General features: G+C 38.4%; 24 protein-coding genes and 1 tRNA gene. 24 read left to right on the top strand and 1 reads right to left on the bottom strand.

What is annotated here, in order from left to right; translation table 11 throughout:
* Positions 1-77 precede the first annotated feature (77 nt).
* The 7 genes from TE34_RS18285 to TE34_RS18255 all read left to right on the top strand — a co-directional run bounded on the left by TE34_RS18285 (position 78) and on the right by TE34_RS18255 (position 5,133).
* Positions 78-1,616: a putative polysaccharide biosynthesis protein gene (locus TE34_RS18285; protein WP_047986300.1), complete on the top strand. Its 1,539-nt coding sequence runs from the start codon at positions 78-80 to the stop codon at positions 1,614-1,616.
* Between the two features lie 11 nt (positions 1,617-1,627).
* Positions 1,628-3,076 carry a bifunctional methyltransferase/pyrophosphohydrolase YabN gene (yabN, locus tag TE34_RS18280; RefSeq protein ID WP_047986256.1) on the top strand — a complete coding sequence of 483 codons (1,449 nt, stop codon included), beginning with the start codon at positions 1,628-1,630 and terminating at the stop codon, positions 3,074-3,076.
* Positions 3,077-3,080: 4 nt separating this feature from the next.
* Complete coding sequence (locus TE34_RS18275) at positions 3,081-3,344, top strand: RNA-binding S4 domain-containing protein (RefSeq protein ID WP_047986255.1); 264 nt, start codon at positions 3,081-3,083, stop codon at positions 3,342-3,344.
* A gap of 53 nt (positions 3,345-3,397) precedes the next feature.
* A complete protein-coding gene (gene yabP / locus TE34_RS18270; RefSeq protein WP_047986254.1) occupies positions 3,398-3,700 on the top strand; it encodes a sporulation protein YabP in 303 nt (100 codons plus the stop codon).
* Positions 3,697-4,296: a spore cortex biosynthesis protein YabQ gene (gene yabQ, locus TE34_RS18265; protein WP_047986253.1), complete on the top strand. Its 600-nt coding sequence runs from the start codon at positions 3,697-3,699 to the stop codon at positions 4,294-4,296. Before yabP ends, yabQ begins: the two co-directional genes overlap by 4 nt.
* A gap of 4 nt (positions 4,297-4,300) precedes the next feature.
* Positions 4,301-4,678: an FtsB family cell division protein gene (locus TE34_RS18260; RefSeq protein ID WP_047986252.1), complete on the top strand. Its 378-nt coding sequence runs from the start codon at positions 4,301-4,303 to the stop codon at positions 4,676-4,678.
* 71 nt (positions 4,679-4,749) lie between these two features.
* Positions 4,750-5,133 (top strand): S1 domain-containing RNA-binding protein, encoded by a 384-nt coding sequence (locus TE34_RS18255; RefSeq protein ID WP_047986251.1) that lies wholly within the window; start codon positions 4,750-4,752, stop codon positions 5,131-5,133.
* 640 nt (positions 5,134-5,773) lie between these two features.
* Here TE34_RS18255 and TE34_RS18250 read toward each other — a convergent pair.
* A tRNA-Met gene (locus TE34_RS18250) sits at positions 5,774-5,847 on the bottom strand.
* Positions 5,848-5,998: 151 nt separating this feature from the next.
* Here TE34_RS18250 and TE34_RS18245 point away from each other — a divergent pair.
* The 17 genes from TE34_RS18245 to lysS all read left to right on the top strand — a co-directional run bounded on the left by TE34_RS18245 (position 5,999) and on the right by lysS (position 24,256).
* The gene (locus tag TE34_RS18245) at positions 5,999-6,475 is read left to right on the top strand and encodes a DinB family protein (RefSeq protein ID WP_047986250.1); all 477 of its coding nucleotides are present in this window, start codon (positions 5,999-6,001) and stop codon (positions 6,473-6,475) included.
* 524 nt (positions 6,476-6,999) lie between these two features.
* Positions 7,000-9,450: a stage II sporulation protein E gene (gene spoIIE / locus TE34_RS18240; protein WP_047986249.1), complete on the top strand. Its 2,451-nt coding sequence runs from the start codon at positions 7,000-7,002 to the stop codon at positions 9,448-9,450.
* Positions 9,451-9,535: 85 nt separating this feature from the next.
* On the top strand, positions 9,536-10,270 hold the full coding sequence (locus TE34_RS18235; protein ID WP_047986248.1) for a VWA domain-containing protein: 735 nt from the start codon (positions 9,536-9,538) through the stop codon (positions 10,268-10,270).
* Entirely contained in the window at positions 10,245-11,171 is a 927-nt protein-coding gene (locus tag TE34_RS18230) for a protein kinase domain-containing protein (RefSeq protein ID WP_047986247.1), read from the top strand. The genes TE34_RS18235 and TE34_RS18230 overlap by 26 nt, the downstream gene beginning before the upstream one ends.
* A 61-nt stretch (positions 11,172-11,232) precedes the next feature.
* A complete protein-coding gene (gene tilS / locus TE34_RS18225; RefSeq protein ID WP_047986246.1) occupies positions 11,233-12,630 on the top strand; it encodes a tRNA lysidine(34) synthetase TilS in 1,398 nt (465 codons plus the stop codon).
* A gap of 10 nt (positions 12,631-12,640) precedes the next feature.
* A complete protein-coding gene (hpt, locus tag TE34_RS18220) occupies positions 12,641-13,189 on the top strand; it encodes a hypoxanthine phosphoribosyltransferase (protein ID WP_047986245.1) in 549 nt (182 codons plus the stop codon).
* A gap of 110 nt (positions 13,190-13,299) precedes the next feature.
* Complete coding sequence (ftsH, locus tag TE34_RS18215) at positions 13,300-15,282, top strand: ATP-dependent zinc metalloprotease FtsH (RefSeq protein WP_047986244.1); 1,983 nt, start codon at positions 13,300-13,302, stop codon at positions 15,280-15,282.
* Positions 15,283-15,679: 397 nt separating this feature from the next.
* The gene (locus tag TE34_RS18210; RefSeq protein ID WP_047986243.1) at positions 15,680-16,450 is read left to right on the top strand and encodes a type III pantothenate kinase; all 771 of its coding nucleotides are present in this window, start codon (positions 15,680-15,682) and stop codon (positions 16,448-16,450) included.
* Between the two features lie 25 nt (positions 16,451-16,475).
* Positions 16,476-17,351 carry an Hsp33 family molecular chaperone HslO gene (gene hslO, locus TE34_RS18205; protein WP_047986242.1) on the top strand — a complete coding sequence of 292 codons (876 nt, stop codon included), beginning with the start codon at positions 16,476-16,478 and terminating at the stop codon, positions 17,349-17,351.
* A gap of 26 nt (positions 17,352-17,377) precedes the next feature.
* Complete coding sequence (locus TE34_RS18200; protein ID WP_047986241.1) at positions 17,378-18,277, top strand: peptidylprolyl isomerase; 900 nt, start codon at positions 17,378-17,380, stop codon at positions 18,275-18,277.
* A gap of 219 nt (positions 18,278-18,496) precedes the next feature.
* Positions 18,497-19,423 (top strand): cysteine synthase A, encoded by a 927-nt coding sequence (cysK, locus tag TE34_RS18195; protein WP_047986240.1) that lies wholly within the window; start codon positions 18,497-18,499, stop codon positions 19,421-19,423.
* Between the two features lie 336 nt (positions 19,424-19,759).
* The gene (gene folP, locus TE34_RS18190; protein ID WP_047986239.1) at positions 19,760-20,581 is read left to right on the top strand and encodes a dihydropteroate synthase; all 822 of its coding nucleotides are present in this window, start codon (positions 19,760-19,762) and stop codon (positions 20,579-20,581) included.
* A complete protein-coding gene (gene folB / locus TE34_RS18185) occupies positions 20,581-20,946 on the top strand; it encodes a dihydroneopterin aldolase (RefSeq protein ID WP_047986238.1) in 366 nt (121 codons plus the stop codon). The genes folP and folB overlap by 1 nt, the downstream gene beginning before the upstream one ends.
* Positions 20,943-21,455 carry a 2-amino-4-hydroxy-6-hydroxymethyldihydropteridine diphosphokinase gene (gene folK / locus TE34_RS18180; protein WP_047986237.1) on the top strand — a complete coding sequence of 171 codons (513 nt, stop codon included), beginning with the start codon at positions 20,943-20,945 and terminating at the stop codon, positions 21,453-21,455. The genes folB and folK overlap by 4 nt, the downstream gene beginning before the upstream one ends.
* Positions 21,425-21,637 carry a helix-turn-helix domain-containing protein gene (locus TE34_RS18175; protein ID WP_047986236.1) on the top strand — a complete coding sequence of 71 codons (213 nt, stop codon included), beginning with the start codon at positions 21,425-21,427 and terminating at the stop codon, positions 21,635-21,637. The genes folK and TE34_RS18175 overlap by 31 nt, the downstream gene beginning before the upstream one ends.
* A gap of 3 nt (positions 21,638-21,640) precedes the next feature.
* Positions 21,641-22,630, top strand: a complete 990-nt coding sequence (dusB, locus tag TE34_RS18170; protein ID WP_047986235.1) for a tRNA dihydrouridine synthase DusB — start codon at positions 21,641-21,643, stop codon at positions 22,628-22,630.
* Between the two features lie 144 nt (positions 22,631-22,774).
* A complete protein-coding gene (gene lysS / locus TE34_RS18165) occupies positions 22,775-24,256 on the top strand; it encodes a lysine--tRNA ligase (RefSeq protein ID WP_047986234.1) in 1,482 nt (493 codons plus the stop codon).
* Positions 24,257-24,767 lie beyond the last annotated feature (511 nt).

Genomic DNA, 24,767 nt, shown 5'->3' with positions numbered 1-24,767 from the left:
AGGCGCTTTACGCTTTCTAGTATGGTATAATGTAGTGGAATTTTAATGAGGATTTTTCCTTGCAAAGGGCGTTACATATGGAGTCAAACAAATTAGTTAAGGGAGCTTTAGTCCTTACATTAGCAGGAATTATTAGTAAGATGCTCAGTGCGGGATATCGCATTCCATTACAGAACCTTACTGGTGATATTGGTTTTTATGTTTATCAACAGATTTACCCGATTCTTGGAATTGTACTTGTTCTAGCGTTATATGGTTTTCCAGCTGCTATCTCTAAATTAACAGCCGAGAAAGAAAACATTTCTATCAAATATTTTCTGGCACCGATTTTTAGTATTTTATTTATCATTTGTTTTGCTTTTGCGATCATGTTATATGTATTTGCCGATGACATCGCGCGGTTTGTCGGCGATGAGCATCTTACCCAAGCGTATCAGATAGCTGCTGGATTATTACTAGTTATCCCTTTTACCGCTCTTTTACGTGGAATGTTTCAAGGGAAAACAGATATGAAGCCAACTGCCTTTTCTCAAATTGGTGAGCAGCTATTACGGGTTGTCGTCATTATTGCTATTGCATATGGTGTTGCTACTTATGGTTTCGATGTGTACTGGATAGGGAATTTTGCAGGTATAGCAGCAATTACGGGTTCATTTGTTGCCTTTATTATACTTGTTGCTTATTTCGTGAAGAATAAACCAACGATAAAAATTCAACAGCCGATTCCTTGGCTATATTATGCAAAGATTATCCTAGTTTTTGGGTTGGTTGCTTCACTGAATCATATGATATTACTTATAATTCAATTTGCCGATGCATTCACGGTCGTTCCAGGGTTGATGGATTTTGGATTATCACCGTATGAAGCGATGGAGGCGAAAGGAATATTTGACCGTGGACAGCCACTTATTCAAGTTGGAGCAGTGCTGGGCTCTTCATTTGGATTAGCGCTACTACCAAATATAGCAAAGGTGTCTGTCGGTACCTATTCGTCGGAGATTAGTGAGCATCTAAATAGCGCACTGAAGCTAAGCTTTTATTTAGCATGGGGCGCATGTATAGGATTAATTGTGCTATTCCCAGAAGTAAACCGGTTGTTATATCAAGATAATCAAGGTGAGGTTGCCTTAAGGATTTTAATGATTGCTGTATTATTAAGTGCGATGGTCATAACAGCGACTTCCATTTTACAAGGACTTGGACATATTAAGTGGACAGCCATCTTTATTTTAGGAGCATTCGCACTGAAGTGGTTATTGAACATACTATTAGTGCCGAGCTTTGGGATTATTGGTAGTGCGATTGGAACGGTATTAAGTTTGTTTTGTCTTACTGTCATAACCGTAGTCAAATTAAAAAAACATACAGATAAGAAGTTACATATTCATTGGGGGGCATTTTCCCTAGCCACCCTTGGAATGATAGGGTTTCTAATGGTTGTTGATGTTATTCTCCCTACTGAATCACTCTCTAGACTAGCGTTATTGTTCACGGTTTTATTCCTTTCCACAGTTGGCGCAGGAATTTATTTATACTTGTTAATACGATTACAGGCATTTACACATAATGAATTGAAATTAATTCCTTTTGGAAAAAGATTCTCAGGCAGAAAGTAGGAGGTCGCGTAATGAAGCATCGAATAGAGGTAATCGGCTTAGGAGCAGGTGATTTGGAGCAACTGCCCTTGGGTATTTACCGTAAGTTAACCAACACGAGTGGGATCATTTATGTACGTACATTAGACCACCCAGTGATTGAAGCACTACAAAAAGAAGGAGTGGAATTCTCCTCATTTGATCACTTATATGAGCAAAATAAAGAATTTGAAGCGGTTTATCAAGATATCGTCCAATTCTTATTAGAGAAAGCAGCAGATTCCACAATCATTTATGCTGTTCCAGGACATCCCATGTTAGCGGAGAAATCCGTTCAGTTACTATTAGAGCAAGAAGAAGTTGATGTAGAGATTGTTGGGGGACAAAGCTACTTAGATGCTTTATTCGCATCCTTACAAATTGACCCAATCGATGGTTTTCAATTTATCGATGCAACTGGATTTAAGCGAAATCAACTTAATTACCAGAATCACCTCATCTTTTGTCAGGTGTATGACCGCTTTACGGCTTCAGAAGTGAAATTAGCTTTACTAGAGGATCTACCAGCAGACTATCCAGTCACGATTATTGATGCAGCAGGTAGTAATCAGGAAAAAATCATTACCCTTCCACTGGAAGAACTGGATCATTCCATGGAAGTTAGTAATTTGACTAGTGTCTATATTCCACCTGTCCCAGACCAATTTCTTCATCATACGTTTAACCGATTAAGAGAAGTAATTGCGACTTTAAGAGGTCCAAATGGCTGTCCGTGGGATCAGGAACAAACACATGAATCATTAAAAGAATATGCGATAGAAGAAGTGTATGAACTACTGGAAGCGATTAATAACCAAGATGATGAAGGTATTGTAGAAGAATTGGGGGATGTACTCCTTCAAATCATGCTTCACAGTCAAATTGGTGAGGATGATGGATACTTCACAATTGATGATGTCATCCGGTCGATTACGGATAAAATGATACATCGACATCCACATGTTTTTTCAAACGTTTCGGTCGACTCGGTTGATGATGTCATGACCAATTGGGAGGCATTGAAACGCGAAGAAAAAGGTGAATCTAGAAAATCCATTTTAGACGGAATACCAAAAGGACTACCTTCCTTACTAAAAGCATATAAATTACAAAAAAAGGCAGCAAAAGTAGGCTTTGATTGGGATCGTGTAGAAGACATATGGGCTAAGTTAGATGAAGAAATAAAAGAAGTCCGACAAGCGATTGAAGCTGGTAACGAAGATGAAATCGAAAAGGAATTTGGCGATGTTTTATTTGTCCTAGCAAATCTATCGAGATATTATAAAGTTAATCCAGATAGTGCACTAGGCCTAACCAATCAAAAATTCATCAATCGATTTACGTTTATCGAAGAACAATTGCAGGAAAAGGGCAAAGATATCAACCAGTCCAATTTAGAAGAAATGGATGCTTATTGGAATCAAGCAAAGGAAAGAGAGTGAGAATATGCGTTTAGATAAATTTTTGAAAGTATCTCGATTAATTAAAAGACGTACATTAGCAAAAGAGGTTGCGGATCAGGGGAGAATTACCATTAACGGTAATCAGGCCAAGGCTTCTTCAACGGTTGCCGTTGGGGATACGCTTCAGGTGAAGTTCGGTCAGAAGCTAGTTACAGTGGAAGTTACATCGTTGAAAGAAACCGTCCGAAAAGATGAAGCTAGCATGCTATATAAAATTGTAAAAGAAGAGAAAATTGAAGTAGAGTAGTTCTATACTTGTCCCTCCTTTCATAAATTATTATGGATAAGGAGGATGCGGATATGAACTATTATGAAAAAGAAAATAGTACAAGAGTGGTTGAAAAAGAGCACCAATTAAAACTAAATAATCGTAGACTACTAGAAATTACAGGTGTGAAAGAAGTCGATAGTTTTGATAATGAAGAGTTTTTGCTAGAGACGGTGATGGGCTACCTCATTATTCGTGGCCAAAATCTTCAGCTGAAAAATTTAGACGTCGGCGAAGGGGTTGTGTCCATAAAAGGAAAGATCTATGAGGTTTCCTATGTTGATGAACAACACCAGGAGAAGGCTAAAGGATTCTTTAGCAAGTTATTCCGATGACACTTAGTGTCCAATTCTTAACGATGGTTTCCATGATTACTGGAGGCCTATATCTAGGGATGGCTCTAGATACGTTTCGCCGCTTTCACCGCCACTGGAAACACAATGTGTTTTTAGTGTACGTGATGGAGGTAAGCTTCTGGCTCACCCAAATGTTTATCTTATATTTTGTCTTATTTCAAGTGAATTCGGGTGAGTTAAGATTCTATGTTTTCGCGGCCTGTTTATTAGGGTTTGCTACCTATCAAGTTTTTGTAGCGACCCTTTATAAACGGCTTTTAGAACGCATGATTTTAATTGCTTCTAGAGTCTATCAAATAGTAAAAAAACTAGTGAAAACGTTCATTGTCACACCAATTGTTTATATTTTTCAACTACTAATAGCCTGTGTTGTCTTCCTTTTTAATATGATTATGGTAGTACTTGGGTTTGTTTTAAAATGCATCTATTTTCCATTAAAATGGATCTTAGTTACGATATATCGCCTACTTCCAAAAAAGTTTCAATTATTTTTACACCATTTAGCAGGATTTTATAGTAAAATACAGAATATATGTAGAAAAGGCTTCGAGTTTATCTCATCCAAGAGGAGGTGACGCTATGCAGCAGAAAAAAACAGTAACGAAACTAAATTCGCAATATGTAGACAAATATGATGCTTATATGGAAAGACAGAAGCGGAAAAAGCAGAGACTCATCCGTCGTCTATTACTTTGTGCTATTATTGTAACAATCGCTGCTGGTAGCATGGCGGTTTATCACTTCGGGCAACGGGCACTACATGCTGAGAAGGCTGAAGAATACAAACTTCTGCAAGAAGAGCTAGCAAACCTTGAAAAAGAAGAGGAAAAGTATAAAGAGGAAATAGAATTATTAAATGATGAAGAGTATATACTAGAGATTGCTCGTACAAAATATTTCCTGTCAAAAGAAGGCGAACTTATCTTTAAAACACCAGATGATGGCTCGTCATATTGACACACTTTTAAAGGCTTCGCTATAATATATAAGTAAAGTATTTTAATTTCTTAAGGAGGAGCATTTTTTTTATGTCAATTGAAGTAGGCAGCAAGCTGCAAGGTAAGGTAACTGGTATTACTAATTTCGGAGCTTTTGTTGAGCTTGGCGAAGGCACAACAGGGCTAGTTCATATTAGTGAGGTTGCCGACAATTATGTCAAAGACATTAATGAACACCTTACTGTGGGTGACCAAGTAGAGGTTAAAGTAATTAATGTTGAAAAGGATGGCAAAATTGGTTTATCCATTAAAAAAGCAAAAGAAAGAAAGCCAGTCCGTCAGAATCCAAGAGAACGCACAGAAACATTTGATCAAAAAATGAGCCGTTTTCTTAAAGATTCCGAAGATCGCTTAGCCTCATTGAAAAAACACACCGAATCCAGACGTGGGGGTCGAGGTGCTAAAAGAGGATAGTAGATGCTGTCTACCCGGATAATGCTCTAAAATTTTTATCATAGATATATAAAACAGCTATCCTATTGGAATAGCTGTTTTTTTATTGCTTAGAAAATTGCGCATCTGGATGATCTCTCGGACAAAAAGGTGAGAGAAATGGAGCGGAATGTCCGAGAGCGAGGCTCTCTCGGACAAAAAGGTGAGAGAAATGGAATGTAATGTCCGAGAGCGAGGCTCTCTCGGACAAAAAGGTGAGAGAAATGGAATGTAATGTCCGAGAGCGAGGCTCTCTCGGACAAAAAGGTGAGAGAAGTGGGATGTAATGTCCGAGAGCGAGGTTCTCTCAGACAAAAAGGTGAGAGAAATGGAATGTAATGTCCGAGAGCAAGGTTCTCTCGGACAAAAAGGTGAGAGAAGTGGAATGTAATGTCTGAGAGACCAGCTCTACCGACATGAAAGCTGTCCAATAGTAAACCATAAGACTTGTTATTTTGTTTAGTAAATAGTTACACAAGGTTGGAACAAGGTTGTTTGAATAAAGCTCACCAGATGCTCGTCCCTGTGCTGGAATTAAAAGCGTAGTGTATACGGGCCGCGGTCCCTGTATTAGACACAAAAAACCCTGCTATCTAAGTTAGATAACAGGGTTTCTATATGATAGCGGCGGAGGGGATCGAACCCACGACCTCACGGGTATGAACCGTACGCTCTCGCCAGCTGAGCTACGCCGCCATATAATAGGAAATTACGTAGGTATTTCCTTTAAGTCACAAAAATTATCATACAATAGGATATGATTTGTGTCAATATTTTAATTTAAAGAGGATATATTCAGACAATGTCGAAATTAAAAAGAGAGATTAAAGTAAAGTAGGTGAGAAATTTGAATCGACGTCACGAAGTATTATTTACTCAGTTGGAAACCTATCGAAACGAAACACTGCAACTCATAGAACATATATCAAAAGAGGAAGCAGAAATCGTACCAGAAGGATTCAACAATAATATTAGATGGAATCTTGGACATATGTATTTAGATCAATATCTATGGATCGAAGCTGTAACGAGAGAGAAATCAAATGTTACCAAAACTTTTACCCAATGGTTTGGATTTGGTACTAGTCCAATTAACTTTACGGACGATACACCTGAACTAGAAGAGTTAAAACAATTACTGCAGACCCAAATACGAAACATAAAAGAAAAATACGGTGATCGGCTAGAAGAAGAGTTCCCACCGACCGAGATGGGTATGCACACCATTGAACAAGTATTAACAAGAACAATCTATCACGAAGGATTACACGCAGCTGCAATCCAATATCTAAAACGGTTTGTTGAGAGGTTGGATATACAATAGAGGGTTAATTCATAATACTAGCTCCGGAAATATACGAAGACTCCTGCGGGAGGATAGGCCTAGGTGAGACCCCGCAAGAGCTTTAGCTCTGAGGAGGCTCAGCAGCCGCCCGCGGCAAGGGAAACACTGCGAGGTACTTTCGAGCAGATGTTGCTCCTGTGCTGGAAGTAAAAGCGCAGTATATTTCCGGAGCGGGTTAGATGCGCCTTTTAAAGTATTATTTCTACTAACATTTAATTAGATATCATTTATCTTAGCTTATATTAAGCTTTTTTACATAATGACGCTTATGACAAAAACTATAAATAAAAATAAGGAATATGTAGAAATCCATACCACCTACTAGATTTCAGTCGAACGATTTTTTAAATCTCTCCTCTTATTTTGACAAAAAAAAATAACCTTTTGTGTTTTACTGTTATGAAAGAGTAATTGTCCAAACAAAATAGTATATGCTCTGATAACCGTAAATTAGAACAAAAAGTTATTTTGAAATAAATAATCCGTCAAAGAGGAGTGGTTTTATGGAATCTGTTTCTAGAGTCCAGACGAAGACGATCGATGTAGAGGTTACTTTCTTGGAGAACATACGGGAAAAACTATACACACAAGGTAAAAAGATTTTGCTAGATCGTGGATGGCTATATGTTTTCGTAGGCTTTCTATTGGGACGAGCTATTATACTGTCCGTTGTCTCGCCCTTTGCCGTAGCTTTTCTCGCAACTCTATGGTTTATGGCTAAAGATAAAGCTGCCAAAACACTACTAGCAACACTAATAGGTGCATTCACCATTTCATTATCTCACGGTTTATTTGTTGGGATCGCGATGTTTTTCTTCCTGATTCTATCTACAATATTTAAAAATATAAAATCCATACAAACAAAAATCCCAATTTTTGTTTTCTTAGCGACGGTTGGACCAAGAATTTTTCTATACTCGGTTAATGGACAACTTACTTCCTATGAATGGATGTTAATACTTGTCGAAGGTGTATTGGGCACGGTGTTAGTGTTGATATTCATGCAAAGTGTCCCCTTGCTATCCCAAAACAGGTACCGCCCCACATTAAAAAACGAAGAAATCGTATGTATGATTATTTTGATCGCTTCAATTTTAACGGGAACTGTCGGTTGGGAGATGTATGGGGCATCCATTGAACAAGTACTTTCCCGATATTTCGTGTTGTTATTTGCATTTGTTGGTGGTGCGGCGATTGGATCAACGGTCGGTGTCGTTGCAGGATTAATCTTATCACTAGCAAATGTGGCTAATCTCTATCAAATGAGTTTACTAGCATTTTCTGGGTTATTGGGTGGTCTATTAAAAGAAGGCAGAAAGATTGGTGTCGGTGCTGGTTTATTAGTAGGAACTTTTTTAGTTGGAATCTATGGGGATTCTAGCACGTTAATCCCTTCACTAATCGAGTCTTCTGTAGCAATTCTATTATTCCTTATCACACCTGCTAGTTGGTTTAAACAGTTATCACGCTACATACCAGGGACAGAAGAACATGCTGATGAGCAGCAGCAATACTTGCAGAAGGTTCGTAATGTAACTGCAAAACGAGTGGAACAATTCTCAGAAGTCTTCGAAGCTTTATCGAAAAGTTTTAGCTCAGCAGAGAATTATTCGATGGAAGAAGAGGAAACACAACGAGAGACAGACTATTTCTTAAGTAATGTTACCGAAAAAACATGTCAAAGCTGCTTTATGAAGGAACGGTGCTGGCAGCAACAATTTGATGCAACCTATTCGCTAATGGGTGAACTAAAGCACGATATTGAAAAAGGTCACGAGCCCAATCGTAAGCTCATGCGCGAGTTTGAGAACCATTGTATCAAGTCTAGAAAAGTAATCGACACGATGAATGAAGAAATCTCCTATTTCGAAGCGAATCGAAAATTAAGGAGACAAGTATTCGAAAGTAAGAAGTTAGTAGCGGAACAGCTTCAAGGTGTCTCTGATGTTATGGAGGATTTTGCAAAGGAAATCCTGAAGGAAAGAGAGCACCATGAAAAGCAAGAAATCCAAATTATTCATGCCTTAAAATCAATTGGTATTGAGCTAGAGAAATTGGACATTTACAGATTGGATAAAGGAAATGTTGATATTGAAATGACCGCAGCCTTCTACAATTATCATGGTGAGGGTGAAAAGTTAATTGCACCTGTTTTATCCGATATTTTAAATGAGACCATCATTGTGAAAGAGGAAGAGATATCACCATTTCCAAATGGTTACTCATTTTTGGCATTTGGCTCGGCGAAAGAGTTTACGGTCGACACCGGCGTAGCCCATGCAGCTAAAGGTGGAGGTGTCATCTCAGGCGATAGTTATACGATGATTGAACTAGGAGAAGGAAAATATGCAATGGCTATCAGTGATGGCATGGGGAATGGCGTACGCGCTAGTGAAGAAAGTAAAGAAACGTTACGGTTACTTCAACAAATTTTACAAACAGGGATACCAGAGAAGGTAGCGATCAAATCAATTAACTCGATATTAGCATTACGGACAACAGATGAGATGTTTGCCACACTAGATTTAGCAGTTATTAATTTGCACAATGCTTTTGTTCGTTTTCTAAAGATTGGTTCAACACCTAGTTTTGTAAAAAGAGGAGATCAACTGCTGAAGATTGAAGCAAGTAATCTACCAATGGGAATTATCCGTGAATTTGATGTGGATATTGTTAATGAACAATTACAGTCGGAAGATATTTTGATAATGATGAGTGATGGAATTTTTGATGGACCGAAGCATGTGGAGAATACCGATGTCTGGCTAAAACGAAAAATTCGAGAGATGGAGACCGATAACCCGCAGGAGATTGCTGATTTATTACTTGAAGAGGTTATTCGTACGCGCGCAGGTGAAATTGAAGATGATATGACGGTGTTAGTGGCTAAGGTGCAAAAGAATATTCCTCAGTGGGCTACTTTTCCAATCTATCAATCAAAAGCTTCCGTCTAAAAATAGTAGATTCCTTCGTAAAATAGGTATACTTCCTAGCATTTCTGTCGATGATGGTTAAGGAATAATATGGAGGTGTATCGTATTGAAGAAGGGGACTTTAAAGCAAATTCTATTAATTACCGATGGGTGCTCGAATAAGGGAGAAGACCCAGCAGCAACAGCAGCTCTTGCTTATCAACAAGGTATTACGGTTAATGTTATTGGTATATTGGAAGATGATCAAACAGAAGACCCGGAAGGACTACAAGAGGTAGAAGAAATTGCATTGTCTGGTGGCGGTGTGAGTCAGCTTGTATATAAACAGGCGTTATCACAAACGGTACAAATGGTTACCAAGCAAGCAATGACGCAAACATTACAAGGCTTCGTGAATATGGAGCTCAAACAAATTCTAGGTAAAGAACAAACCATTGAAGACTTAGACCCAGAAAAACGTGGAGAAATTATGGAAGTTGTAGAAGACTTAGGTGAAACGAGTGACTTAGAAGTACTTGTTTTAATTGATACAAGCGCAAGTATGCATGATAAATTACCAACCGTGAAGGAAGCGTTAATGGATCTATCCATTAGTCTCAATTCCAGGGTTGGAAGAAATCGATTTGCAATTTATAATTTCCCAGGTAAGCGAAAGGACATTGATAAAGTACTAGATTGGTCACCGAAGTTGGATTCCATGTCTTCGGTATTTCCAAAGTTAACAAGTGGAGGAATTACACCAACAGGTCCAGCGATACGAGAGGCAATGTATCAGTTTGGTAAAAAAAGCTTGTTAAGGAGCTTCAGAAAAGACCATGAACAAGACGTCGAAAACGCATGATTCCTATCTAAGACCTGGGATGAGTATGACCGGTAAATGGCACCATAAACGTTATACCATCATTCGGAAGCTTGGTAATGGTGCTATTGGATCGGTGTATCTATGCGATGCAGGTGGAAAAAAGGCTGCATTAAAAATTAGTGATAAAGGTTCCTCCATTACGATGGAGGTCAATGTTCTAAAGTCACTAGGAAAGGTCCAAGGTAAAAGTCTTGGGCCTTATTTGTTGGATGTGGATGATTGGGTTACTCCTCAAGGTCAAACTTTTTCATTTTATGTCATGGAATATATACAAGGCAGAACGCTTCCTGAATTTATGAAACAACACGGGCAGGAATGGATTGGTGTCTTTTTAATGCAACTATTAGATGACCTGGAAGCTTTGCACCAATCCGGTTGGGTATTTGGAGACTTGAAGGTAGATAATCTATTGGTTACTTCCGCACCGACTAGACTGCGTTGGATTGATGTTGGTGGAACGACTCAAATCGGACGAGCAATCAAGGAGTATACGGAATTTTATGATCGAGGATATTGGGGGCTAGGGTCAAGGAAAGCGGAGCCAAGCTATGATTTATTTGCTTTAGTCATGGTGTTTTTAAGTGTTTATTATCCCAATCATTTTCAAAAGGGTTCCAATCCACAAGCTACTCTTTTCAAGAAAGTGAATGATATAAAGGCTATCCATCCGTATAGCCAGTGTTTGAAAAAGGCATTAATTGGGAAGTACCGTACAAGTAAGGAAATGAAACAAGAGATCTCCGCAGTAATCTATGACCTACAACAAAGAAAATTAGTGTCTGGCAAAAGAAAACAGCAGAATCCTTCCTACGCTGTAGAGTCCGTTGGCTTTCTATTAATCGCTTTAGGGTATTATCTATCGTCTCTGATAATTCCTTAATAGGATCTGGAATTCTATGGTAAGATAGAGAGATACATAAGGGTAAGAAGGTGGACGTAAAGTGAACGGTGAAGTAACCGCTTTTATTCAAAGACATCAACTACTTTCTCATGGCGCTACAGTGCTAGTTGCTGTGTCAGGTGGACCAGATTCAATGGCCTTATTACATTATTTTAAGTCTATTCGTGACGAATATAGACTACGAGTCATAGCCGTGTCGGTCGATCATCAGTTACGTGGAGAAGAAAGCAAACAAGACTTGGAGTATGTAGCAGATTGCTGCAGACAATGGGATATTGAATTTGTTGGGGAGTCAGTCGATGTTAATGGGTATAAGAAGCAGGAGCATATAGGCACTCAGCTAGCAGCTAGAAATTTGCGCTATGATGTATTCGCCGAACAGATGAAGAGATTTCAGGCTGATTATTTAGCGTTGGGTCATCATGGAGACGATCAGGCCGAAACGATGGTTATGCGTTTAACTCGAATGGCGGATTCGAGCTCCCTTTCTGGTATTCCAGTAAAACGTGAATTTGCTGGTGGATACATTATTCGTCCGTTTTTATGTTTAACAAAGAAACAGATTGAACACTATTGTAAAGAGACGAACATTTACCCGAGACTCGACCCTTCCAATGAAAGTACAGATTATACAAGGAACTACTTTCGAATTAACGTATTACCTCTATTAAAAGAGAAAAACAGTAATTTACATAAGACAGTACAGCACTTAAGTGAGTCCCTGGAAGCTGACGAGGAATTCCTACAATTAGAAGCGAAGAAAATGGTTGAAAATGTAGTAATAACTGATGAAGACCCTCGCAAAGTTGTATTTTCAATTGATGCGTTTCAATCACGTGCATCTGCTTTACAAAGGCGTGCCTATCATCTAATATTAAATTATCTATATCATGAGGATTTGCCTAAGGATTTATCCTATGTCCATCAAGAACAATTCTTTGCTTTAATGAACAATAAAAAAGGAAATGTTCAAATTGATTTTCCCCGTCATTTAAAAGTAGAAAAAGCATATAATAAACTTATCTTTTATTTTAGGCAAAGTGAAGATTTGCAATCTGAATTTCACGAAACCATCCCAATTCCTGGAGAGGTTTTACTACCAGATGGTGGTAAAATAATCGCGACCTATACGAGTGAACTATCACTTCAAAATGAACATACATATATTTGTTTGGAGAACCAAGTGGAATTTCCACTTTCAGTGAGAACCCGTCATGATGGTGATCGAATGACCTGGAAGGGATTAACGGGGAGCAAAAAGATTAAAGATATTTTTATTGATGCAAAAATACCTTTAAAAGAACGGAATAGATGGCCAGTAGTAACGGATAATAAAGGGGATATAATTTGGCTAATTGGATTAAAGAAACGAGATCCTATCCCAAATCAAAATCATTCCTTATATATACAACTATATTATGAACAAGGTAATTTGTAGGAGGATTATAGTGCATAACGATATTAAGAAAATACTCATTACAGAAGAAGAAATCGCAGCAAAGTGTAAGGAAATAGGTGAACAACTAACAAAGGAATATGAGGGGCGTTTTCCATTAGCAATCGGCGTATTAAAAGGCGCACTACCATTTATGTCTGATGTTTTGAGACAAGTCCATTCCCACTTAGAAATGGACTTTATGGATGTATCTAGCTATGGTGGTACGAATATGGTTTCTTCAGGGGAAGTTAAAATATTAAAAGACTTGAATACGAAAGTGGAAGGCCGGGATCTTTTAATCATTGAAGACATCATTGATAGTGGTAATACATTACGCTACTTAGTTGACCTATTTAAATATCGTAAAGCAAATTCAATTAAGATAGTAACCTTACTTGATAAGCCAACTGGAAGAACGGCTGATATTAAAGCAGATTTAGTTGGATTTGAAGTTCCTGATGAATTTGTTGTAGGTTATGGGTTGGATTATGATGAGAAATATAGAAACTTACCATATATCGGTGTATTAAAACCAGAAATATATGGTGGAGAAGAATAATTCTAAGACAGACGAATATTGTTTGATATGCAAGGAGCAATTAGTTGAAAAATTTAAATTTTATATGATACTATTGTTAATAGTTTTTCCCATCTGGGAGGAGGTAGGCAATGAACCGAGTATTCCGTAGTGCATTTTTTTACTTAATTATATTTCTGGTTATTATCGCAGTAATCAGTTTATTAAGTGGTCAGCATGAACAAGCTGAAGAACTTAATGTGAATGAGTTTATGGAGTCATTAGAAGCAGGCCAAGTTAAAGACCTGACTATGCAGCCTGTTAATGGAATATATCGTCTTACTGGTACACTGACCAACGATAAACAATTTGTTGCACAAGTACCGGATACTAACGATATTATTACAGATATCAAGAATAAGGCATTAGAACAAAGTGTATTAAATACCAAGCCAATGGATCAGCCTAGTATTTGGGTGACACTCCTAACTACGATGATTCCATTCTTAATCATTGGACTTTTATTCTTCTTCTTACTTAGTCAAGCACAAGGTGGCGGCGGTGGCCGTGTCATGAACTTTGGTAAAAGTAAGGCGAAAATGTACAGTGAAGAAAAGAAAAAAGTTCGTTTCACGGATGTTGCTGGTGCAGATGAAGAGAAACAAGAACTTGTTGAAGTCGTGGAATTCTTAAAAGATCCACGTAAATTCTCTGCCATTGGTGCGAGAATTCCTAAAGGGGTTCTATTAGTTGGACCTCCAGGTACTGGTAAAACATTACTAGCAAGAGCAGTAGCTGGTGAAGCAGGAGTTCCTTTCTTCTCTATCAGTGGTTCAGACTTTGTTGAGATGTTTGTCGGTGTCGGTGCTTCTCGTGTTCGTGATTTATTCGAAAACGCGAAGAAAAATGCACCTTGTATTATCTTTATTGATGAGATTGATGCGGTAGGTCGTCAACGTGGTGCCGGTCTTGGTGGAGGTCACGATGAGCGTGAGCAAACACTAAACCAATTACTAGTTGAAATGGATGGATTCGGAGCAAACGAAGGAATTATCATCGTTGCTGCGACAAACCGACCAGATATTCTAGATCCTGCATTACTACGTCCAGGACGTTTTGACAGACAAATTACAGTGGATCGCCCTGATGTAAAAGGTCGCCAAGAAGTATTAAAGGTACATGCAAAGAACAAACCATTTAATGCATCTGTTGATTTAAAAACAATTGCGATGCGTACACCAGGCTTCTCTGGGGCTGACCTAGAGAATCTTCTAAACGAAGCTGCTCTAGTCGCAGCACGTCAGGATAAGAAAGAAATTGATATGTTAGATGTTGACGAAGCTATTGACCGAGTTATTGCTGGTCCGGCGAAGAAAACAAGAGTTATATCAGAAAAAGAACGTAATATCGTTGCGTATCATGAAAGTGGGCATACCATTATTGGTATGGTACTGGATGAAGCAGATATCGTTCACAAAGTTACGATTGTCCCTCGTGGTCAAGCTGGTGGATATGCGGTAATGCTTCCGAAAGAAGATCGTTACTTCATGACCAAACCAGAGCTATTCGATAAAATTACCGGCTTATTAGGCGGTCGAGTAGCAGAAGAGATTGTCTTCGGTGAAGTAAGTACTGGTGCGTCTAATGACTTCCAACGTGCAACTAACATTGCACGGAAGATGATTACCGAGTATGGTATGAGTGATAAACTTGGACCACTACAATATAGTAGTGGTGGCGGAGAAGTTTTCCTTGGAAGAGATATAAATAACGAACAGAATTATAGTGATGCAATTGCTCACGACATCGACCAAGAAATGCAAAACTTTATTAACTTCTGTTATGAACGTGCCAAAACAATCCTTACAGAAAACCGCGACAAGCTTGAATTGGTTGCTCAAACGCTTCTTGAAGTAGAAACGTTAGACGCAAGACAAATTAAGTCGTTGTTTGAAGATGGTGTTCTTCCAGAACCAGAGGAATTAGAAGCGGCGGAAGAAACCGATAATGATGTAAAAGTAAATATCAATTCCAAAAAGGAAGACGATACAGTAGACTCTTTTGGAGAAGCAAAAGAAAAAGCTGATGAGAAACTTAAGGAAGATATTGAAGAAGATAAGAATAAAAATGAGTAATTTACTTTAATAAAGACAGCCTTCGTGTGAGGCTGTCTTTTTATATGTTCAGTTATGATATTTCACTTACGTTTTTGTTTTTGATATATTATTAAAGACTTGAGATTTTTAGATAGTAATTGAAGGTATAATAAATCTTGGTTTCGATACGAAATTTGATTCGATGCACTGAGCGGTCCGAATACACGGAGACTCCTGCGGGAGGATAGGCCTAGGTGAGACCCCGCAGATGCACCTGCGTCTGCTAGCATTGCTTTGAAGTAGGCTTCCTCGGTGCAAGGCAACAGAGAAGATTACTCAAGTAGTAGCCTGGCTCACCAGCCGCCCGCGGAAAGCGGAGTGTATTCGGACCGCGGGCAATAAGATAAACCATTCTATCGTAGGAAGGACTATTACTATGCTTTTTGTACTAGATGTTGGAAATACTAATACAGTTTTAGGTGTTTTTGATGAGGATGAATTAAAATATCATTGGCGAATTAAGACAGATCGGTATAAAACAGAAGATGAATTTGGCATATTGGTTAAGTCGCTGTTTGATTTTGATGGTATTAAGTTAGCGGATATTGATGGTGTTATTATTTCATCTGTTGTACCGCCAATCATGTTTTCGCTAGAGAGAATGTGCAAGCGATATTTCAATATGGAACCAATTATTGTTGGTAAAGATACTGTTAAGACAAATCTAAAGATGTGTTATCCAAATCCTAATGAAATTGGCGCTGATAGAATTGTGAACGCAGTAGGAGCAATTAAAGAACACGAGGCACCACTTGTCATTATTGATTTTGGTACAGCTACAACCTATTGCTACATCAATGAATCCCAAGAATATTGCGGTGGAATTATATCACCAGGGATTAATATTTCTATGGAAGCATTGTATCAAAGGGCATCTAAACTTCCTAAAATAGAAATAGAAGCACCTGCTAATGTAGTTGGTAAGTCAACTGTAGAAGCCATGCAATCTGGTGTCTTTTACGGATATATTGGCCAAGTTGATGGAATAGTAAAACGTATTAAGCAAGACACTGGTAAGGAAGCGAAGGTTATTGCAACAGGGGGACTAGCTTCACTAATTGGTAAATCCTCAGAAACAATTGACCATGTCGATCCCTATTTAACCTTAAAGGGCTTATATGAAATTTATAAATTAAATCATTATTAATATAGATGAAAAGGAGCTTTACATCATGTCAGATTACTTAATTAAAGCAACAACGTTTAACGGAATGGTTCGTGCGTATGCGATTCGTTCGACGAATATGGTAGAGGAAGCAAGAAGAAGACAAGATACGTGGGCAACTGCTTCCGCTGCAATGGGACGCACCATGACTATTTCGACAATGATGGGAGCAATGTTAAAGGGAAATGACTCCCTAACCGTCAAAGTAGAAGGTGGTGGTCCAATCGGCGCCATCGTGGCGGACGCCAATGCGAAAGGTGAAGTTAGAACGTATGTAACCAATCCGCATGTTGATTTTGAACTTAATGCGAAAGGAAAATTAGATGTTGCTAGGGCTGTTGGTACAACAGGAAGCATGAGTATCGTAAAGGACCTTGGTATGCGTGAATACTTTACAGGACAAGTGCCAATTGTTTCTGGAGAGATTAGTGAAGACTTTACGTATTATTTTGCAACATCAGAGCAGGTTCCATCTGCCGTGGGGGCGGGTGTACTTGTCAATCCGGACCATACAATCCTAGCGAGTGGTGGGTTTATTGTTCAAGTAATGCCAGGTGCAGATGATGAAGTAATCGATAAATTAGAGCAACGAGTAACTTCTTTCCCTCCCATTTCTAGTCTTGTACAAGCAGGAAAGACACCAGAAGAAATTCTTGAACAATTATTTGAAGGTGAAGAATTAAAGATCCATGAAAAGATGCCAGTTCAATTTAAGTGTAAATGTTCTAAAGAACGATTAGGCAATGCGATTATTGGATTAGGGAAGCAAGAAATCCAAGAAATGATTGAAGAAGACCATGGTGCACAAGCATCTTGTCATTTTTGTAATGAAGATTACCACTTTACGGAGGAAGATTTAAAGGAGTTATTACAGCAGATATAAAGTTGTGCAATTGGAAGGAGTAAACCATGTCAAAAAAATTACTACTGAGCATCATTGTTGTACTCCTCATAACAAATGTTGCGACAATGCTACTATGGAAAAATGACGATACGAACGAAGATATTGTTGATGACGCAGAAATTGATACGAATAAACCAGTTGCCACACTTGGTGACTCTGAGATTTCGTATCAAGAATGGATGAAGTCTCTGCAAAATAATTATGGTAAGAAAGAACTTAAAAATATAATCGACCATGAAGTGGTACGTAAATTAGCTGAGGAAAACAACATCTCTATTAGTGAGAAGGTTATTGAACGTGACATTGCACTACTTACCACGATGCAAGGATTAACCTCTGAAGCAGATTTAAAGGAACTAGAGGAAAAATGGAGAAAAGATATAACCTACCGTTACCAACTGGAGGCACTACTAGCTAAGGATATTAATGTTCCAGAAGCAGAAGTGCAAGCTTATTATACAAAATACAATAAACAATATCAGTTCTCCGAGTCGTTGCAGTTCTCTCACATTTTAGTTTCTACAATGGATACGGCAGAGAAGGCGTACAAGGAGCTGCAAGATGGTGCCTCGTTCTCTTTACTTGCGAAAGAATATTCAATAGATGAGGATACGCGGGAAAGTGGTGGCTACTTAGGATTTAACTCGGTCCATACGGAATTTTTACCAAGTAACTATTTTGATATCGCTGAAGATCTTGAGGAATACTCTTATAGTGAACCATTTGTAACAAGTAATGGGGTTGCGATCTTGTACCTTCATAAAAGCTTGCCTGATATAACATTTAGTTATGAAGAACTAAAACCCTTTATCCGAAATGAACTAGCATTGCAATCAGCTAATCAAAACTTAGTTGCCGATCCATTATGGAAAGAATTAGATATAGAATGGGTGTATGGCGAATAAGATAAAACTAGAGGGTTATTTCCTAGTTTATTAGCCCATTTTTAGGCAGATAGGAAAGCATACCAATCTTTCCCGCCTGCATAAGGAAAACTAACACATTCGAAAAACCAACGAATGCAAGTTTTTCTAAGCATTTGGGTTGACAGTTAAACGCTCTAACAATTACATTATATATAAATCCTATCAGTTTAGTAGGAATTATGAGGAGGTAATTTATTTATGAGAGTTGCAGATAATATTACTGGTTTAATTGGTGAAACTCCAATCGTAAAGTTAAATCGAATTACTGATGAAGATAGTGCGGACATATATGTAAAATTGGAGTTCTTTAATCCAGGTAGTTCAGTAAAAGATCGTATTGCACTTGCAATGATTGAAGCTGCTGAAAAAGATGGTAAGTTAAAAGAAGGTGGCACAATTGTTGAGCCGACAAGTGGTAATACGGGTATTGGTTTAGCGATGGTAGCTGCTGCAAAAGGTTATCGTACTGTTATTGTTATGCCAGAAACAATGAGTCAAGAGCGTAGAAATATCTTACGCGCTTATGGTGCAGAATTAATACTTACTCCTGGACCAGATGGTATGAAAGGTGCAATCAAAAAGGCAGTAGAACTTGCAGAAGAAAAAGGTTACTTCATGCCACAACAATTTGAGAACTTCGCCAATCCAGAGGTTCACGCGAAGACGACTGGTAAAGAAATCGTTGAACAAATGAAGGACGGATTAGATGCATTTGTTTCTGGTGTTGGAACAGGTGGAACAGTAACAGGTGCAGGAAAAGTAATTAAGGATCACTTTAAAGACGTGAAAATCTATGCAGTAGAGCCAACAGATTCGCCTGTGTTATCTGGCGGAAACCCTGGTCCACATAAGATTCAAGGTCTTGGTGCAGGTTTTGTTCCTGGTGTACTAGATACGAAATCGTACGATGAAGTTGTTCAAATTACGAATGAGGAAGCATTTGAAACATCACGTGAAGTCGCTAGAACGAATGGAATCCTTGGCGGTATATCAGCAGGTGCTGCTGTAGCTGCTGCTAAAAAAGTTGCGAAAGAGCTAGGAAAAGGAAAGAAAGTTCTAGCTGTATTCCCGGATAATGGAGAAAGATACCTATCCACTCCACTTTACCAATTTGAAGAGAATTAAAAAGATAATATTTAAAGGGCTAGTATCAGATTTGATGCTAGCCTTTTTTGTTAGGCTGATAATCGTAGTCCGCGGCCAGTATACAATCCGCTTTCACTTCCAGTACAGGGGCGACATCTGCTCGAAAGTACCATCGCAGTGTCTACCTTGCCGCCGGGCGGCTGGTGAGCTAGGCAACTTCAAGGAGTCTCCGTGTATACTGGCCGCTCAGAGGATGTACTAATTTACTTGCTACTGAAAACAATAATCTTTTTAGAAAATGGTTCTCTATTATGATAGGATAAAGCTATATTAATTATAGTTCGTAAGTATGACGTGGAAAGGTAGCGAGGCTATATGATTTTGAAAACAAGATCCAAAACATATGATTTATCAGCAAGAACACATATTATGGGCATTCTCAATGTTACACCGGATTCCTTTTCCGATGGAGGAAACTATACGAATATCGATAAAGCAATTGAACAAGCTGTCAAAATGGAACAATTAGGTGCAGATATTATTGATATAGGTGGGGAGTCTACCCGACCAGATCACGACCCAGTTTCTTTAGAAGAAGAGCTCTCTCGTGTAATACCAATCATTAAAGCCCTTAAAGAACATATCAGCATTCCAATCTCAATTGATACGTATAAGGCAGAAACAGCGAGACAAGCTGTTGAGGCTGGTGCAGATATTATCAATGATGTCTGGGGAGCAAAAAGAGAACCAGAAATTGCTTCTGTTGCTGCGGAAAACAACGTACCGATTATTTTAATGCACAATCGAACGAATGAGAATTATACATCACTCCTAGAAGATATGCATCGCGATCTAGAAGAGAGTATCGAGATTGCTAGAAAAGCGGGAGTTCCTAAGGAGAATATCATCATCGATCCAGGAATCGGATTCGCTAAGTCAGCGGAAGATAACCTTCTCGTCATGAATCAATTAGAAAAACTAACGAACATGGGATATCCATTATTATTAGCGACTTCAAGAAAACGGATGATAGGCAATGTATTAAATGTGCCACCTGCTGAGCGAGATATTGGTACAGGAGCAACCACTTGTCTTGGTATCGTTAAAGGAGCCCAGTTAGTACGAGTTCATAATGTAAAGGTTACGGTAGAATTAGCAAAAATGATGGATGCCATGTTACGTGCGGAGGATAACTAATGGATAAGATAATTTTAACGAATTTGCAATTTTATGGTTTTCATGGACTGTTACCAGAAGAAAAGAAATTAGGGCAACGATTTCAAGTGGATTTGGAATTATATTTAAATACCGCCAAAGCTGGCAAGAGTGATCATATGCATGATTCTATCGATTACAGTCAGGCGTATAACCATGTGAAGAAAATCGTCGAAGGAAAATCATTGAACTTGATTGAAGCGGTTGCTGAAACAGTCGCAACTGATTTACTTAGCTCTTTTTCATTGCTTGAAGCTTGTAAAGTGAAAATAATTAAGCCAGATCCACCGATTCCAGGCCATTATCAATCTGTCGCAGTAGTAATCTATCGGGAGAAAAGCAGATGAACAAAGCATTTATTGCGTTAGGAACGAATATTGAACCGAGAGACACGCATTTAGATCAAGCAATAGCTCTTATACAAAAACAAAAGGATATCCAGGTGAATAAACAGTCTTCTATATATGAAACGGCTCCAGTCGGCTATACCGATCAAGCGGACTTTTTAAATATGGTGCTAGAAATTGAGACTATATTATCGCCAGAAGCGTTGTTGGAAGTATGTCAGGGAATAGAAGAAGAGCTAGGACGGGAACGAGTTATTCGTTTTGGACCAAGAACAATTGACCTTGACATTTTGCTCTATAATAACGAAAATAGAAATTCGGAGCGGCTAAATATTCCGCATCCAAGAATGCACGAAAGAGGATTTGTCTTAATTCCTCTATATGAAATAGCCCCAGAGATAACGCTACCGACAATAGGAAAAAGTGTCAGGGAATTGGTTATGGAACTTCCTGCACAGGATAAGAAGGATATTTATAAATGGATAAGAGCCGAATCGGAAGAAGAGTAAAAGCTTTTCGCAAACTTAAAGGGTTTACTCAAGTAGGGTTTGCCAGAGAACTAAATATATCGATCAATTCACTTGGGGCGTTAGAACGAGGTACTCGCGAAGTATCAGACGAATTAATTGAACTTATAGCGGAAACGCTAGGAATAAATAAAGCAGAATTAGTAGGAATGGAGGAAGAATAAACAATGTGGAATATTGGGGACATCACCATTCCGAACCGCGTAACGCTTGCACCAATGGCTGGAGTAAGTAACTGGGCGTTCCGTTTAACAGTGAAGGAATTTGGTGCCGGCCTTATCACTGCCGAGATGGTTAGTGATAAAGGAATCTTAAATCGAAATCAAAAAACGATGAGTATGTTATATATTGATGAGCAAGAAATGCCAATGAGTCTTCAAATTTTCGGTGGGGATAAAGAAAACCTCGTACAAGCAGCTCAGTATGTCGATCAAAATACGAATGCTTCTATTATTGATATTAATATGGGGTGTCCAGCACCTAAGATTACGAAAATCGATGCAGGATCTCGCTGGTTGCTAGACCCAGATAAGATTTATCAAATGGTAAAAGCAGTGGTGGAAAATGTAGAAAAGCCAGTTACTGTCAAGATGCGTACCGGTTGGGATGACGATCATATCTATGCGATTGATAATGCAAAAGCGATAGAAGCTGCCGGTGGTAGTGCCATTGGACTTCATGGTCGTACAAGAAAGCAAATGTACGAAGGTTATGCAAACTGGGATATTATTAAAGACGTTAAAGCAGCAGTGAACATTCCTGTAATCGGTAATGGCGATATCGATAGTCCGGAAATGGCGAAGAAACGCCTAGATGAAACTGGTGTAGACGCGGTTATGATTGGCCGAGCAGCATTAGGGAATCCTTGGATTATCTATCAAATTGTCAAATATCTAGAAACGGGTGTCTTAATCGATGACCCGACACCACAGGAGAAAATTGACGTATGTATCCTGCATATGGATCGTCTCATTAAGATAAAAGGCGAAAAAGTAGCTATCATGGAAATGCGTAAACATGCAGCATGGTATCTAAAAGGTATTAAAGGAAATGGAAATGCAAGAAAGCAAATCAACCATGCAGAAACTCGTGATGAGTTAATGAATATTCTATTTGAATTTGTAAGAGAAGTAGAAGCGGATATGCAAGCTTCCTAAAATAGAGGCATATGAGAATCTGCTAGTGTAAACTAGCGGATTTTTCTTTTATTTCAAGATATAGTATGATTAGTTGAAGATAAGTTCTTTTCAGGTGTAAAATGAGAGAAATGCCCGAGATAATGATTAATGGAGTTGATACTAATGTCAGAAGAATTAAATGAACATATGCGTGTACGGTTAGAAAAACTAGATACATATCGCGAAAAAGGCCTAGACCCATTTGGTGGCAAATTTGTACGGTCAGATCTAGCGAAAGCGCTACATGAAAAATATGAACAATTCTCTAAAGAGGAACTAGAAGAAGCAGAACACCAAGTTACGATTGCAGGTAGAGTAATGACGAAACGCGGCAAAGGTAAAGCTGGTTTCGCACATATACAAGATTTAAGTGGGCAAATTCAATTGTATGTACGTAAAGATGCAATTGGAGAAGAAGCTTATGAAATCTTTAATACAGTAGATTTAGGGGATATTGTTGGGGTAACAGGTGTCATGTTTAAAACGAACGTTGGCGAGTTATCTATAAAAGTAACAGAATTCCACCTATTAACTAAGTCATTAAGACCACTTCCAGAGAAATACCATGGTTTAAAAGATGTTGAACAACGTTATCGTCAACGTTACTTAGACTTAATTACTAATATGGAAAGTAGAGAAACATTTGTAACGCGTAGTAAGATTATTCGTGCGATGCGTAACTATTTAGATAATCAAGGATTCCTTGAAGTAGAAACACCGATGATGCATAGCATTCCTGGTGGAGCATCAGCTAGACCATTTATTACGCATCATAATGCTCTAGATATTCCTCTTTATATGCGTATTGCTATTGAGCTCCATTTGAAGCGTTTAATAGTAGGTGGACTGGAAAAGGTTTATGAAATTGGACGAGTATTCCGTAATGAAGGAGTATCTACAAGACACAACCCAGAGTTCACAATGATAGAATTATATGAAGCATACGCTGATTACAATGACATTATGGAACTTACCGAGAACTTAGTTGCACACATCGCAGAAGAAGTACTAGGTACAACTACTGTAACTTATGGTGAACACGAGATAGATCTGAAGCCAAAATGGAAAAGACTACACATGGTTGATGCCGTAAAAGAGTACACGGGTGTAGACTTCTGGGAAAACATGAGTGATGAGAAAGCTAAGGAACTAGCTAAAGAGAACGGTGTAGAGATTAAAGATAGTATGACATTTGGTCATATTGTTAATGAATTCTTTGAACAAAAAGTAGAAGAAAAACTAATCCAACCAACATTTGTCTTTGGTCATCCAGTAGAGATTTCACCGTTAGCGAAGAAGAACGAAGAAGATGGGCGTTTCACAGATCGCTTTGAGTTATTTATTGTAGCCAGAGAACATGCAAATGCATTTAGTGAGCTCAACGACCCAATCGATCAACGTGAACGTTTTGAAGCGCAAGTGAAAGAAAGAGAAGAAGGTAACGACGAAGCCCATCTAATGGATGATGACTTCCTAGAAGCACTTGAGTATGGTATGCCTCCAACAGGCGGACTAGGAATTGGTATCGATCGCTTGGTAATGCTATTAACCAATGCACCATCTATTCGCGACGTATTACTATTCCCGCAAATGCGTAATAAGTAAAAGAAGAAACGAGAAGATGAGTCCCTACAGATGGATTCATCTTCTTTTTACATCCAGAAATTTCCTAGTATATTCTCTTGATTAACGGGCAAAATCATGGTAAATTAATAAACGTTGCTCAAGCGAGTGACATCGAATGAAACGAACTTAAAAAGTTGAGAAGAAAGTTGTTGACTTACATATCTCAACATGCTATATTAATAAAGTCGCTGATTTAAAGACGACAAAACATCGCAAAAATCTTTTATAAAAAACTGTTGACATCAAAAATGTAAAATAGTATAATATAAGAGTTGGCGCGAAAAAAAGCTAACAAAGAATTTGCTCCTTGAAAACTGAACAAAACAACCAGTATGTCAAGAAGAAACATACCCTGTTTTTTCTTAAATTATGAAATACAGAAGCTAGCAGCTTCTTTGCTAAGAACTTTCCTATGAATGATTGGTGTCATTCATAGACAAACTTTTTTGGAGAGTTTGATCTTGGCTCAGGACGAACGCTGGCGGCGTGC

It is taken from the genome of Ornithinibacillus californiensis, from assembly GCF_001038485.1.
Classification (GTDB): Bacteria; Bacillota; Bacilli; order Bacillales; family Amphibacillaceae; genus Ornithinibacillus; species Ornithinibacillus californiensis.
This window is presented reverse-complemented; position numbering and strand designations above follow the sequence as displayed.

Bases quoted from the DNA above. Each gene is read 5' to 3' on its own strand.
- TE34_RS18285 (WP_047986300.1), top strand. From the start codon at position 78: ATGGAGTCAAACAAATTAGTTAAGGGAGCTTTAGTCCTTACATTAGCA.
- yabN (WP_047986256.1), top strand. From the start codon at position 1,628: ATGAAGCATCGAATAGAGGTAATCGGCTTAGGAGCAGGTGATTTGGAG.
- TE34_RS18275 (WP_047986255.1), top strand. From the start codon at position 3,081: ATGCGTTTAGATAAATTTTTGAAAGTATCTCGATTAATTAAAAGACGT.
- yabP (WP_047986254.1), top strand. From the start codon at position 3,398: ATGAACTATTATGAAAAAGAAAATAGTACAAGAGTGGTTGAAAAAGAG.
- yabQ (WP_047986253.1), top strand. From the start codon at position 3,697: ATGACACTTAGTGTCCAATTCTTAACGATGGTTTCCATGATTACTGGA.
- TE34_RS18260 (WP_047986252.1), top strand. From the start codon at position 4,301: ATGCAGCAGAAAAAAACAGTAACGAAACTAAATTCGCAATATGTAGAC.
- TE34_RS18255 (WP_047986251.1), top strand. From the start codon at position 4,750: ATGTCAATTGAAGTAGGCAGCAAGCTGCAAGGTAAGGTAACTGGTATT.
- spoIIE (WP_047986249.1), top strand. From the start codon at position 7,000: ATGGAATCTGTTTCTAGAGTCCAGACGAAGACGATCGATGTAGAGGTT.
- TE34_RS18230 (WP_047986247.1), top strand. From the start codon at position 10,245: ATGAACAAGACGTCGAAAACGCATGATTCCTATCTAAGACCTGGGATG.
- ftsH (WP_047986244.1), top strand. From the start codon at position 13,300: ATGAACCGAGTATTCCGTAGTGCATTTTTTTACTTAATTATATTTCTG.
- TE34_RS18210 (WP_047986243.1), top strand. From the start codon at position 15,680: ATGCTTTTTGTACTAGATGTTGGAAATACTAATACAGTTTTAGGTGTT.
- hslO (WP_047986242.1), top strand. From the start codon at position 16,476: ATGTCAGATTACTTAATTAAAGCAACAACGTTTAACGGAATGGTTCGT.
- TE34_RS18200 (WP_047986241.1), top strand. From the start codon at position 17,378: ATGTCAAAAAAATTACTACTGAGCATCATTGTTGTACTCCTCATAACA.
- cysK (WP_047986240.1), top strand. From the start codon at position 18,497: ATGAGAGTTGCAGATAATATTACTGGTTTAATTGGTGAAACTCCAATC.
- folP (WP_047986239.1), top strand. From the start codon at position 19,760: ATGATTTTGAAAACAAGATCCAAAACATATGATTTATCAGCAAGAACA.
- folB (WP_047986238.1), top strand. From the start codon at position 20,581: ATGGATAAGATAATTTTAACGAATTTGCAATTTTATGGTTTTCATGGA.
- folK (WP_047986237.1), top strand. From the start codon at position 20,943: ATGAACAAAGCATTTATTGCGTTAGGAACGAATATTGAACCGAGAGAC.
- TE34_RS18175 (WP_047986236.1), top strand. From the start codon at position 21,425: ATGGATAAGAGCCGAATCGGAAGAAGAGTAAAAGCTTTTCGCAAACTT.
- dusB (WP_047986235.1), top strand. From the start codon at position 21,641: ATGTGGAATATTGGGGACATCACCATTCCGAACCGCGTAACGCTTGCA.
- lysS (WP_047986234.1), top strand. From the start codon at position 22,775: ATGTCAGAAGAATTAAATGAACATATGCGTGTACGGTTAGAAAAACTA.